The following is a 13,102-nucleotide window of genomic DNA, read 5'->3' as shown; positions in this document are numbered from 1 at the left end:
ACGTTTATAAGATAAAAAAATCAAGGTTAACCTTGATTTTTACAGAAATATTTTTAAAGTTTTTATTGATTGTAATGTTGGGATAAGCAACATTAGGATAATCGTTTGAAAAGGAATTTGAACAAGCAATAATGCACGGGCCGCTAACAAGGAAAGGAAAGTCGCAAAGCTAGCATGAGGAATAATCATTGTTACCCAAATCGTATTAAAAAAAGTGGAATCAACGAGCATAATGACAGTCATTGCCCCAAAGAGGTATAGCCAATGTATACGATTCTTTATATCAAAAGATTTTCTATAAAAAAATAAGCCATATAATATACCCACAATAAAAGCAGAAATTGTAAAACCTGGAAAGTAAGCATACCCTGATAAAAGAGAGCTTATTAAATCTCCAAAAGCTAAAATTAAAGCTGTCCATAATGGTCCTGCTATCATACCGATTAGTGCATTGGGGATAAAAACTAGACTAATTTTAAAAAAAGAATTACCAATGGCTAAATTAGATAGGACGATCTGTAAAGCTAGTAGAAAAGATAGAAAAACTAAGCGTTGCAAGCTCATTTTCGAGGTTAATTTTAACATGTTATTCTCCTTAGGCGATAGCCTTTTTCTATAAATAATAAGGTAGAGCAACACTGATTAATGCAATAAAGGTACAAAAAAACCAGCGGATGCGAAGAAACACCGCGGACTCAATAAAGAATCCTTCGCCCACAAGCAACATCCCGTCTTGTGGTACTTAACGCATTTCTCCTACTCTGTTTACATTTTTCATTATAGCACAACTAAGCTGCAGAAAGACCGTTTAAAATATTAAATACTGAAGTAAAAAAGGTGAGCCCGCTTGCTCACCTTATAATAATTACATTTATTTTTTTGTGTTTGAAGTAAGAGACTTAAATTTGTGTTTCCACTCGTTTTGAAACCATCTATTATCAAAAGTATCTGCAAGAATAGCATTTCTTTCATCTTGCTGTTTACTATTTTTAACGACTGCTACTGAAATTTTCTTAGACAATTGACTTCCTCCTGTTAGCTGACCGCTTAGGCCCTATCAAACTGGTTTCTTCCTGTAAACACTTCTTTTTGTTTACCTAATCTAATCAGTACGAGATACTTACTTCGTAACTTTTATAATTATATCAAAAATGAGGCTAAAATGAAAACTAACCGTCTTGTTTTTTATGATAAAAAAGTCTCCTCTCATCATCGGATGAGGGAGACCAGTGCTTGTAATTTGAAAAGAATTTCAGAGATGTCAGAGTTGGATAGGCTCTGACTTAATCATTCTATCGTATTCTTAAGAATTATCCTAACAATAAGCTTGAAAATTCTTTCACATATTTTTTCTTATTTATAGTTCTTTTACTATTAATATACCTCCTTAGTTATTTTACTGTTTTTTTCTCCAGAATAATAAACTTCCAAGTGATGTTAGAAGGAACGCTCCAAGTGCACCAAGCCATCCCGTACTTGCTTCACCAGTACTAGGAAGGCTATTCGCGCCAAAGTTTTTACCGCTTGTTGAGTTAGTTAGCCCCGATGCGGATTGAAGAGAAGGCGTAGTATTACCATTCCCCCAAGAATTCGTACCAGAATTTGAAATAGGAGTTGCTTCTAGTCCACCATTCCCATTTCCTGTTTGCCCTGAAGTTGCTCCATTGCTACCATCACTAACTACTGGTTGACTTGTTCCTGTTCCTGTTCCTTCACCTCCCGTTCCTGTGTTATTACCATTGTTGTTTCCGTTTCCTGTATTACCTCCTGTGTCAGTTGGATCGGCTGGTGTGGTGAAGTTAGTCATTACACTTACCAGTCCATCATAAGTTGTATAAGCTTGCAAATCTTCCAAAGCGTAAGCTGCTCCTGGTTCAACTATCAATACATAGTTACCATTTGCATCAATTGTTGCCACACCCAATACTTGCCCTGGGAGAGCTAAGTTAGCTCGGAATAATTTTGATTGTGGGGCAGGGACCACTATCGTTACTGTTCCCCCAGCGTATTCTTTACCAGCATATCCAGAGATGGTATAACCTTTTGATGAAGAACCAGTGGCAACAGCAGAGGGTGGAGCAATCACTTGATCGGCTGGTGTCACACTGTAAGCTTTCCCACTTGTATTACCAGATTTATCAGTTGCTGTTAAAGTCAAAGGCTGATTAGCACCAACACTGCCCTTAGGTAAAACAATGGTAAAGGAGCCATTACTGTCTGCTCGTACACTACCTAAAAGATTATTATCGTTATCGTAAACGTTGACCAAAGCTCCCGCTTCTGCCTTCCCTTTTATCGTATATCCTTTTCCTGAATTTCCGGATACTGAAGTAACTTTTGGTGCTTGTGGGGCCGTGGTGTCTGGGTCGCTTGGTGTTGTGGTGCTTGTCGGTTGGCTAGTGTTACCTGAATTGTCTGTAGCTGTTACCGTTAATGGAGCATCTGGTCCGACACTACCGGGCACTTCAATACTATAGTTACCTTCTGAATCAACGGTACCGGTGCCTACTGTATTGCCGGCATCGTCTTTAATTGTAATGGTTGACCCTGCTTCACCTGTACCACTCACTACATAGCCATCTGTCGAATTACCTGTCACTCCTCCTACTGTTGGCGCTTCGGGGGCCGTGGTGTCTGGGTCACTTGGTGTTGTGGTACTTGTCGGTTGACTAGTATTGCCTGAATTGTCTGTAGCCGTTACTGTTAATGGGGCATCTGGTCCGACACTACCGGGCACTTCAATACTATAGTTACCTTCCGAATCAACGGTACCGGTGCCTACTGTATTGCCGGCATCGTCTTTAATTGTAATGGTTGACCCTGCTTCACCAGTACCGCTCACTACATAGCCATCTGTCGAATTACCTGTCACTCCTCCTACTGTTGGCGCTTCGGGGGCCGTGGTGTCTGGGTCACTTGGTGTTGTGGTACTTGTCGGTTGGCTAGTATTGCCTGAATTGTCTGTAGCCGTTACTGTTAATGGGGCATCTGGTCCGACACTACCGGGCACTTCAATACTATAGTTACCTTCCGAATCAACGGTACCCGTGCCTACTGTATTGCCGGCATCGTCTTTAATTGTAATGGTTGACCCTGCTTCACCAGTACCACTCACTACATAGCCATCTGTCGAATTACCTGTCACTCCTCCTACTGTTGGTGCTTGTGGGGCCGTGGTGTCTGGTGCATCTGTTACTTCCAAAATTTGGGTTACGTCTGCATACCCTGGTGCCGAGTAAGTAACAGTATAGCTCCCTGCAGCAAGTTGACCGTTAACCACAATTTCACCCTCACTATCACGGATTACGGCTGTCACAGAAACGGTGTTACCGTTGCTATCTGTAAGCTCTGTCAATATTGGAGCGTTAGCATCCGACGCTCCTGGAGCAGTAGTTGTAGCTGTTAGAGTACCCGAAGGAGCATTTAAGCTTGGATCCATAGGGGTAACGAAAGTTGTGGAGCTACTTTCTCCAAAACTATTTGTGGCTGTAGCTTCTAGTGTCTGCTCTGGACGTGGGCCAACTGGTAAAGCTACACTGTATGAACCATCATCATTAGCGACAGTAGTTCCTAAAATATTGCCATCTAAATCTTTGATTGTAACAGTAGAATTTGCCTCAGCATTACCACTCACAGTGTAACCATTAGTAGAATCACCACTTGCTGTAGCTGTAGGCGCTCCTGGAATAGGATCTCCTGGAGTATTGAAGTTTGCAGAATCACTGATATTACCAGAGCTGTCTGTTGCCGTAATACTTAAAAGAGAACTTGGACCGATCTCACCAGCAAGAGTTACTGTAAATTCTCCCGAAGCATTCGCTTGAGCAGTCCCTACTTGGTTATTTGCATCGTCATAGATTGTAACTATAGCATTCGGTTCAGCTGTCCCTTTCACAGTATATCCTATTTGAGAATTCCCAGATACTTCAGTAACAACTGGAGCATTAGGAGCAGTTGTATCTGAAGGATCTGATACGATCAGTGTTTGCGTGACATCATCATAACCTGCTGCTGAATATGTAACGGTATAAGTGCCTGCTCCTAAACTACCATTTGTAACGGTCGCTCCTGTACTATCTGTAATGATAGAAGTTACAGAAACATCTGCTCCTGTACTATCTTTAAGCGTAGTGGCCAGATCGGCTGTGGCATCTGTTGCTCCCGACGCACTTGTTGTAGCTTCAAGGTTGCCTGTCGGGGCTACTAATGTTGCGGTGGTGCTAGGATCTGATACGATCAGTGTTTGCGTGACATCATCATAACCTGCTGCTGAATATGTAACGGTATAAGTGCCTGCTCCTAAACTACCATTTGTAACGGTCGCTCCTGTACTATCTGTAATGATTGAGCTTACAGGAACATCTGCTCCTGTACTATCTTTCAGAGTAGTGGGCAGGTCAGCTGTGGCATCTGTCGCTCCTGACGCACTTGTTGCAGCTTCAAGGTTGCCTGTCGGGGCGACTAATGTTGCCGTCGTGCTAGGATCTGATACAATCAGTGTTTGCGTGACATCATCATAACCTGCTGCTGAATATGTAACGGTATAAGTGCCTGCTCCTAAACTACCATTTGTAACGGTCGCTCCTGTACTATCTGTAATGATTGAAGTTACAGAAACATCTGCTCCTGTACTATCTTTCAGAGTAGTGGGCAGATCGGCTGTGGCATCTGTTGCTCCTGACGCACTTGTTGTAGCTTCAAGGTTGCCTATCGGGGCGACTAATGTTGCTGAATTAGTGCCATCTAGATAGACATACGAGACCCCGTTTGCATTGCTCAAGATACTGACATCAAGAAAATTAGATTTTACTGCCGTCCCAACAAAGCGAGCATCTAATGGCCCTTGCAAAGTAGGTGGAGTGATTGTAGTCGGAATAGTAATACTCGTATCTCCTAATACTGACGCATTTAGGAGTTGACTAAGAATATCGCCTGTGCCATTGATTAAGGGATTGAGCACAACATCGACAGCAGCAGTAAATGTGGCTTTTAAAGGAAGAAGCGCTGTGTTGACAACAGTTGCAGCGAGTCCAGTTGCTTGCAAAGCATTAATCGCATTTTTTAAATTGCTCAAAATCGTGGTCAGATTTTGAGCAAGTACTTGGCCAAGTCCATCATCAAGTTGAGCGCTAATTAGGGCTCCTGTTCCATCTATACTTGTTGTAGCTGAAAAATTTCCCCCACCAATACTCTGTACACTCTTCAATAGATTAAGTTGACGAGTTACTTCTGTCAAGTCCAGACTTGCTAGAGGGTTGCTGTCTAAGAGTGTTGTCACACTGTTAAGGAAGGTGTCCCCTGCAGAAACGAGCGTATTTAACAGAGCTACTTGATTTAGATCTACCGTAATGTTTGTATTAACAGTTGTGTTGCCGTTGGGTGAAACAAAACCGCGGAGTTCCTGCGGAACGGCAAGTACAGCATAACGTTGTCCATTGAGAAGAGAAGCTCCAGCTAAAGTACTACCAGAAATGGTAAAGTTAACATTTTGAGCACCCGATTCACTTGTCCACCGGTTCTCTGCTGTAGTTCCACTAGTATTGCTCGAGTTAACATTACTGAGTAAATCTATATCTAAGACATCTGCCTTGGCTGTGATCTGATGTTCAAGAAGACTATATGCTGTGGGAACCAAAATCGATGTCATCAGTAAACCACCTGACATAGTAGCGGAGAGTACTTTCCGTTTGGTAATAAGTTTTGTCTTCGAAAGTTTTGTTTGCTTAAGGGTGTCCATTGTCTTCCTCCTAAATCTGGCATCTTCAAACATGCTTCGGTGATCAGTCGTTGCATATTTATTTGAAATATTGTAGTTGTAATCCTTTACATACATTATTTATACACGAACTTGGATATAAATATTAATAAATTGGCTACAATTTCATTGACTATATTTGACTATCACAGTAGTGGTTGCACAAAAAACGGAGCCCGAATATCAAACTTCTTTTACATTTTCAAGAGCAAAATAAAAAGCAGTGTTCCTAAAAACACTGCTTTACATAATTTTTGTTATGTTATTCACTTTTATCTTCAATAACCTTTTCCAACATTTTCATCCTTCGCATAAGCTGGTATTCTCCAAATAAAATTAAGAATAAGACTAAGCTCCAACCACCAAATAAGCCGGCTGAGTCGATGAGTCCTTTCCCACTTCTTGTAAGGAAGACACGACCCGGTCGATTATTTACGACATAGACAGTAACTTTTTCACCTTCGCTACCCAGTTTACGAAAGTAGACATCTAGCGGTCTACGAACATATTTTTTTCCTTCAAATTGATAACTTACTTCATGAACAGATTTTAAATCGTCCCCATAGACAATCTGGGCAGTAATCGGAGTTTTTTCTAAATTTTTATTAGCCTGGTGTAAGCCAATTAAAAATAAAGCCCCTCCAAGCATTGCAACAGCGACAATGAACATAATAATGCGCAAAATACGCTGCAACAAAGTGATCAGTTTATTCATACTTTTACCCTATGTTATCTTTAAAATCTTTCTCTTAATATTTCCATCTAAACCTTTTTTTATTTTACCATTTTTCAGCTTGAAAAGTCGAATACTAGACCAAAAACTACGAACGAGTAAATAACTTTTTCCAACTTAACTTTTTTATATAAAGATTAAAGAAAAATTTGTCATTTTTTGATAAAATGAGCATAGATTAAACTATTTTATTACTGACGGAGCTGTCAGTAACTTAAAACATGAAAAGAGGCACCTATGTCCTTTGACGGTATTTTTTTACATCATATGACCAATGAGCTGCAAGCCTTAGTAGGCGGGCGGATTCAAAAAATAAATCAACCTTTTGAACAGGAACTTGTATTAACGGTTCGAGCAGCTGGAAAATCCCAAAAACTCCTTCTTTCAGCACATCCTGTATTTGGGCGCGTCCAATTGACAAAAACGGACTTCCAAAACCCACAAAATCCTAATAATTTTGTAATGATTTTACGTAAGTATTTAGCTGGCGCATTTATCGAAAGCATTGAGCAAGTCGGCAATGATCGACAAATTATCTTTCATATTTCCACAAAAGATGAGATAGGTGATCAGCTTAAAATTGCTTTAGTCGCCGAAATCATGGGCAAACATAGTAACATTATACTTTTAGAAAAAACTTCTGAAAAAATTATCGAATCTATCAAGCACATTGGCTTTTCTCAAAACCAATATCGGACAATTTTACCTGGTTCAACTTATATTGCCCCGCCCTTACGTGAAGAAACCATTAATCCTTTTGAAGCAACGGATGAACAAATCTTCGAAGCCTTACAAACGAATCAGTTGCAGCAAGTCTTCCAAGGCATTGGGAAAGATTCAAAACAAGCTCTGACTGGGCTGTCAGTAGCAGATTTTAAAGACAAACTCACTCGCGTTTTTCCTTCTATTTATCCTGATGACCGTTTTTCTAGCCTTCAGCTTGCTGACGAAGCGGTCAGCTTTGCAACCCTGTCTGAGATGCTAGATGTCTATTATTCTGATAAAGCAGAACGTGACCGGGTCAAACAAGTTGCTGCATCGGTTATCAAGAAAATTCAAAATGAATTAAAGAAAAATCGGGACAAGTTGAAAAAGCAAGAACGTGAACTCCAGGCTACTGAAAATGCTGAGATATTCCGTCAAAAAGGTGAACTCCTCAACACTTTTTTACATCAAGTTCCTAATGATAAAAATAGTGTCACTTTAGAAAATTATTATACCAATGAACCCCTTGAAATAGCACTCAATCCTGCACTTAGCCCTGCTCAAAACGCTCAGCGCTACTTCCATCGCTATCAGAAATTAAAACAAGCGGTGAAATTTCTAGGAGAACAAATTCAAAAAACACGTCAGACCATTGACTATCTCGAATCTGTAGAATCAAACTTAGAAAATGCCGACGTGCCAGAAATCGCCGACATCCGCGAAGAATTAATTCAGACGGGTTATATTAAACAAAAACATCGAAACAAAAAGCAAAAAATGTTACCACCTGAAAAGTATCAAGCAGAGGATGGTACGATTATACTTGTCGGGAAAAATAATTTACAAAATGAGCAGGTCAGCTTTAAACTTGCTCGTCGCGGTGACCTTTGGTTCCATGTCAAAGATATTCCAGGAAGTCATGTCTTGATTACAGGAAATCCAGACCCGTCTGATGAAACTATCACTTTTGCCGGTGAATTAGCTGCTTATTTCAGTAAAGCTCGTTATTCTAATCTCGTACAAGTTGACGTTCTAGAAGCAAAAAAACTTCACAAACCCACTGGTACTGCTCCTGGATTTGTCACTTATGATCGTGAAAAAACAATCCGCGTCACTCCTGATGAGGCAGTCATCAAATCCAGAAAACTAACTAAATAATCTTTATTTACTGACCACATGGTCAGTAAATATTTTTTCTTATTAGAAAGAGTTAAAAAAATGAATGAACTCTTAAAATGTCCCGTCTGCAATGAAGGCTTACGCCAAGGGAACAAAAGCTTCAGATGTATAAACAATCATAGCTTCGATTTAGCAAAAGAGGGGTATCTCAATCTTCTTTTAAATGCTAAAAAGACAGCTGGTGATTCTAAGGAAATGATGGAAGCACGCCGTACTTTCCTTAGCAGGGGTTATTATCAAGAACTTTCTGATCGCGTTAATCATCATCTTAATCTCATCATAAAACCTAATGATTCACTTGTAGACATAGGGTGTGGTGAAGGCTATTACCTTTCACGATTTCAAAAAAATTATCGACCGCAATCACATTCATATTATGGACTTGATATCTCTAAATTAGGAGTACGGATGGCGGCTAAAAAAAATCCCGACATTAACTGGTTAGTTGCAAACTTTGCAAAGCTCCCTTTTACTGACCACTCAATACACACTGTTTTATCTATGTTTGCAGAATATTCCGTACCAGAAATCGACCGTATTCTCTCGTCAGATGGTCATATTCTTATTGTCAGAGCTGCTCCTAATCACTTGGTGGAGCTCAAAAATATTATTTATCCAGAAATTCACGAAAAAGCCAAAAAAAGTGCCATTAAAACTTTCCCTGGTTTTGAAGTAATAAGAGATCATTATCACTATCGAACTAAAATTCAATCAACGGAAGATTTATTAAGTCTTCTATTGATGACACCGCATTATTGGAAAATTAAACCAGAAGGAATTGAAAATTTAAAAAAATATGATAGTTTAGAAGTTACAATCAGTATTGAAATAGACCTTCTAAAGCGCATTAAATAACACTTTTACACTGTTAAAAGTGTTATTTTTTTCCACTTTTAAAACTTTTAAAGAAAATATTTTCTTCCATGTAAACGGATACTTTTCAACCTATAAAAGCTCTTTCATAATTCAGACAATTTTGGTATAATTAAATTTGTAATTTTACTATTTACATCATTATTTTTTAAAGAAGGAGCCACTATGGCGAATGAAAATGTCATTCAAATGATTGATGTCACCAAGCGTTTTGGCGATTTTGTTGCCAATGACAAAATCAATCTTGAGTTGAGGAAAGGGGAGATTCATGCGTTACTTGGCGAAAATGGCGCTGGAAAGTCAACGTTGATGAATATCCTCTCAGGACTCCTTGAGCCTACTGAGGGCGAAGTCCATGTCAATGGAAAACTCGAAAATATCGATTCTCCATCAAAAGCTGCTAATCTCGGAATTGGTATGGTTCACCAGCATTTTATGCTTGTTGATGCTTTTACCGTTGCCGAAAATATTATTCTAGGCAATGAAATCACTAAAGGAATCAACCTTGATTTAAAGTCTGCCAAGAAAAAAATTCTTGAACTTTCCGAACGCTACGGTCTTAGTGTAGAACCTGATGCTTTGGTACGAGACATTTCTGTTGGTCAACAACAACGTGTCGAGATTCTAAAAACACTCTACCGGGGTGCCGATATCTTAATCTTTGATGAGCCAACCGCTGTGCTAACCCCTGCTGAAATCACTGAATTGATGCAAATTATGAGAAACCTCATCAAAGAAGGTAAATCAATCATTTTAATTACTCATAAATTAGATGAGATACGCGCTGTAGCAGACCGTATCACAGTCATTCGCCGTGGAAAATCAATTGATACTGTTGAGCTAGGGGATAAATCTAATCAAGAGCTCGCGGAATTGATGGTAGGACGTTCTGTCTCATTTGTTACAGAAAAAAGTGCTGCTTCTCCTAAAGAGGTAGTGCTTGATATCAAAGCACTCAATGTCAAAGAAAGTCGTGGTTCTCTCAAAGTAAAAGGCCTCTCTTTAGATGTACGAGCAGGAGAGATTGTAGGTTTAGCCGGAATAGATGGTAATGGTCAAACAGAGCTGATCAAAGCAATCACCGGTCTTATGAAAGTTGAATCCGGCTCCATTAAGATTCGTCAAAAAGAAATCACAAATCATCGCCCACGTAAGATTACTGAAGAATCAGTAGGACACGTTCCTGAAGACCGTCATCGTGATGGCCTTGTTCTTGAAATGACAGTCGCTGAAAATATTGCTCTACAAACTTATTATAAAGCACCTATGAGCAACTATGGTTTTTTAGACTATAATAAAATTAATAGTCATGCCCGTGAGCTTATGCAAGAATTTGATGTCCGCGGAGCAGGAGAATGGGTTTCCGCTGCTTCACTCTCAGGCGGTAATCAGCAAAAAGCCATTATTGCCCGTGAAATTGATCGTAATCCAGATCTTCTCATTGTTGCACAACCAACCCGTGGTTTAGATGTCGGTGCAATTGAATATATTCACAAACGCTTGATACAAGCTCGTGACGAAGGTAAAGCAGTACTTGTGGTTTCCTTTGAGCTTGATGAAATTCTAAACGTCTCTGATCGAATCGCTGTCATTCATGATGGACAAATCCAAGGAATTGTTACGCCTGAAACAACCACAAAACAAGAACTTGGTATACTGATGGTTGGAGGTAAAATTAATGAATAGTAAGTCTAGAAAAATACTCGTACCACTCATTGCTATCGTTTTTGGCTTCTTGCTTGGAGCAGTGATTATGTTAGCCTTTGGCTATAATCCCATTTGGGGCTATGAAGATCTCTTCATTTCAGCCTTAGGGAATGCTCGTGCCATTGGTGAGACACTACAAACTGCTGGACCACTCATTCTCACCGCTCTTTCTTTTGCTGTTGCGATGAAAGCTGGGCTCTTCAATATTGGGATGTCTGGGCAAGCCTTGGCAGGTTGGATTACCTCCATGTGGTTTGCTTTAAGTTTTCCAGATATTCCTCGACTAATCATGATTCCTTTAGTGATCATCATCGGTATGTTCTTCGGTGCTTTTATGGGATTCATTCCTGGGATTTTAAGAGCCTTGTTAGGAACCTCCGAAGTTATCACGACAATCATGTTGAATTACATTATCTTATTTTTCTCAACCTTCATGATTCATGATATGTTTCAAAAAAATATACTCATGGATAACACGACAGACCAAACTAAACTTATCAGTACTAACGCTTCTTTCCGAACTCAGTGGATGTCCTCATTAACTGATAATTCTACTTTAAATATCGGACTGATTATTGCAATCATTGCATTAATCATTATGGCAATTGTATTTTCAAAAACAACGCTTGGTTTTGAGATCAAAGCTGTTGGTTTAAACCCAGATGCCTCAGAATACGCTGGTATCTCTTCCAAACGTACCATCATTTTGTCTATGATCGTTGCTGGAGCTTTAGCTGGACTTGGTGGAGTCGTCTATGGTTTTGGATACATGCAAAACTTTGTCTCACAATCTACCTCGTTAGATATTGGTTTTAATGGGATGGCCGTTGCCCTTCTAGGAGGAAATAGCCCGATTGGAATTCTCTTTGCTGCTCTCCTTTTCTCAGTTCTTCAAACTGGTGCGCCTGGTATGATGAATGATGGTATTCCACCAGAAATTGTCAAAGTTGTTACCGCGGCAATTATTTTCTTCATTGCAGTAAAATTCATTATCGAGGTGATGTTACCAAAAGCCAAAGCCATGAAATCAATTGAGGCTAGCAAGAAGAAAGGAGATAATGTATGAATCTCGTAGATACGCTTCAAATTATTGTGGCAAACATGCTCATCTATTCAACCCCTCTCATCTTCACGAGTATTGGTGGTGTGTTCTCAGAACGAGGTGGAATCGTAAACGTTGGGTTAGAAGGCATCATGACCATTGGTGCATTCAGCTCTGTCGTCTTTAACTTGACCACTGCTAATATCTTTGGAAGTATGACCCCTTGGCTCTCCATTCTATTTGGAGCTTTAGTGGGAGCCATCTTCTCCTCACTGCATGCTGTTGCAACGGTTAACCTTCGTGCAGATCATATCGTCTCAGGTACTGTCCTCAACTTAATGGCTCCGGCCTTAGGCGTCTTTCTTCTTCAAGTCCTGTATCATCAAGGGCAGATAAATATAAGTGAACAGATTGGTTACTGGAATGTGCCTCTTCTGTCACAAATACCTATTATTGGTAAGATTTTCTTTAGCCAAACTTCACTTCCTGGCTTTCTAGCCATCGTTATCGCTGTTCTCGCTTGGTATACCTTATTCAAAACTCGCTTTGGGCTACGTCTTCGTTCTGTAGGTGAAAATCCTCAAGCTGCGGATACATTAGGCATTAATGTTTATGCTTATCGTTGGGCCGGAGTCCTTCTATCGGGTGTTCTCGGAGGTATTGGTGGAGCGATTTATGCTCAAGCCATTTCTGGTAACTTCGCAGTGTCAACCATAGCTGGTCAAGGATTTATTTCTCTTGCGGCGATGATCTTCGGAAAATGGAACCCAATTGGTGCTATGTTATCTTCACTCCTATTCGGTCTATTCACATCACTCGCAGTTGTAGGGGGACAAATTCCTGGGATAAAAGAAATCCCATCAGCTTTCTTACAAATGGCCCCTTACGTATTCACTATCGTAGTTCTTGCCCTTTTCCTTGGTAAGGCTGTTGCACCTAAAGCAGACGGAGTTAACTATATCAAATCCAAATAAATTACAAAACAGCCTTCATCAAAGGCTGTTTTTTGTTCCCTATACTGTAAATAAACTCGATAAATCACTTTATTGCTCGAGGCACAAACAAAAAACAGGTCTATTCGAGACCTGTTTTTCTGTTAATTATTAGG

General features: G+C 39.8%; 9 protein-coding genes and 1 riboswitch. Of the genes, 5 read left to right on the top strand and 4 right to left on the bottom strand.

Features of this window, described 5'->3' with window-relative positions:
* Positions 1-39: 39 nt before the first annotated feature.
* The 4 genes from JKP71_RS05380 to JKP71_RS05365 form a co-directional block, all read right to left on the bottom strand.
* On the bottom strand, positions 40-585 hold the full coding sequence (locus JKP71_RS05380) for a folate family ECF transporter S component (RefSeq protein WP_200407294.1): 546 nt from the start codon (positions 583-585) through the stop codon (positions 40-42).
* Between the two features lie 81 nt (positions 586-666).
* Positions 667-766: riboswitch (THF riboswitch) on the bottom strand.
* Between the two features lie 105 nt (positions 767-871).
* A complete protein-coding gene (locus tag JKP71_RS05375; RefSeq protein WP_200407293.1) occupies positions 872-1,021 on the bottom strand; it encodes a hypothetical protein in 150 nt (49 codons plus the stop codon).
* Between the two features lie 375 nt (positions 1,022-1,396).
* Positions 1,397-5,737 carry a phage tail tube protein gene (locus JKP71_RS05370; protein WP_200407292.1) on the bottom strand — a complete coding sequence of 1,447 codons (4,341 nt, stop codon included), beginning with the start codon at positions 5,735-5,737 and terminating at the stop codon, positions 1,397-1,399.
* Between the two features lie 280 nt (positions 5,738-6,017).
* Positions 6,018-6,470 (bottom strand): DUF3592 domain-containing protein, encoded by a 453-nt coding sequence (locus JKP71_RS05365; protein ID WP_200407291.1) that lies wholly within the window; start codon positions 6,468-6,470, stop codon positions 6,018-6,020.
* A 255-nt stretch (positions 6,471-6,725) separates the two neighbouring features.
* Here JKP71_RS05365 and JKP71_RS05360 point away from each other — a divergent pair, with 255 nt between their 5' ends.
* The 5 genes from JKP71_RS05360 to JKP71_RS05340 all read left to right on the top strand — a co-directional run bounded on the left by JKP71_RS05360 (position 6,726) and on the right by JKP71_RS05340 (position 12,968).
* Positions 6,726-8,351: an Rqc2 family fibronectin-binding protein gene (locus JKP71_RS05360; RefSeq protein ID WP_200407290.1), complete on the top strand. Its 1,626-nt coding sequence runs from the start codon at positions 6,726-6,728 to the stop codon at positions 8,349-8,351.
* 60 nt (positions 8,352-8,411) lie between these two features.
* Positions 8,412-9,227 carry a putative RNA methyltransferase gene (locus tag JKP71_RS05355; RefSeq protein ID WP_200407289.1) on the top strand — a complete coding sequence of 272 codons (816 nt, stop codon included), beginning with the start codon at positions 8,412-8,414 and terminating at the stop codon, positions 9,225-9,227.
* 183 nt (positions 9,228-9,410) lie between these two features.
* Complete coding sequence (locus tag JKP71_RS05350) at positions 9,411-10,931, top strand: ABC transporter ATP-binding protein (RefSeq protein WP_075525725.1); 1,521 nt, start codon at positions 9,411-9,413, stop codon at positions 10,929-10,931.
* Positions 10,924-12,018, top strand: coding sequence for an ABC transporter permease (locus JKP71_RS05345; RefSeq protein ID WP_075525726.1), 1,095 nt, complete (start codon positions 10,924-10,926; stop codon positions 12,016-12,018). Before JKP71_RS05350 ends, JKP71_RS05345 begins: the two co-directional genes overlap by 8 nt.
* Positions 12,015-12,968, top strand: coding sequence for an ABC transporter permease (locus JKP71_RS05340; RefSeq protein WP_200407288.1), 954 nt, complete (start codon positions 12,015-12,017; stop codon positions 12,966-12,968). The genes JKP71_RS05345 and JKP71_RS05340 overlap by 4 nt, the downstream gene beginning before the upstream one ends.
* Positions 12,969-13,102: the final 134 nt, after the last annotated feature.

Source organism: Lactococcus taiwanensis (assembly GCF_014905395.1).
GTDB classification, from domain to species: domain Bacteria; phylum Bacillota; class Bacilli; order Lactobacillales; family Streptococcaceae; genus Lactococcus; species Lactococcus taiwanensis.
The sequence above is the reverse complement of the archived record's forward strand: the minus strand, read 5'-3'. Positions and strand labels throughout refer to the sequence as shown.

Coding starts and splice junctions, on each gene's coding strand:
- JKP71_RS05380 (WP_200407294.1), bottom strand. CDS start 585: ATGTTAAAATTAACCTCGAAAATGAGCTTGCAACGCTTAGTTTTTCTA.
- JKP71_RS05370 (WP_200407292.1), bottom strand. CDS start 5,737: ATGGACACCCTTAAGCAAACAAAACTTTCGAAGACAAAACTTATTACC.
- JKP71_RS05365 (WP_200407291.1), bottom strand. CDS start 6,470: ATGAATAAACTGATCACTTTGTTGCAGCGTATTTTGCGCATTATTATG.
- JKP71_RS05360 (WP_200407290.1), top strand. CDS start 6,726: ATGTCCTTTGACGGTATTTTTTTACATCATATGACCAATGAGCTGCAA.
- JKP71_RS05355 (WP_200407289.1), top strand. CDS start 8,412: ATGAATGAACTCTTAAAATGTCCCGTCTGCAATGAAGGCTTACGCCAA.
- JKP71_RS05350 (WP_075525725.1), top strand. CDS start 9,411: ATGGCGAATGAAAATGTCATTCAAATGATTGATGTCACCAAGCGTTTT.
- JKP71_RS05345 (WP_075525726.1), top strand. CDS start 10,924: ATGAATAGTAAGTCTAGAAAAATACTCGTACCACTCATTGCTATCGTT.
- JKP71_RS05340 (WP_200407288.1), top strand. CDS start 12,015: ATGAATCTCGTAGATACGCTTCAAATTATTGTGGCAAACATGCTCATC.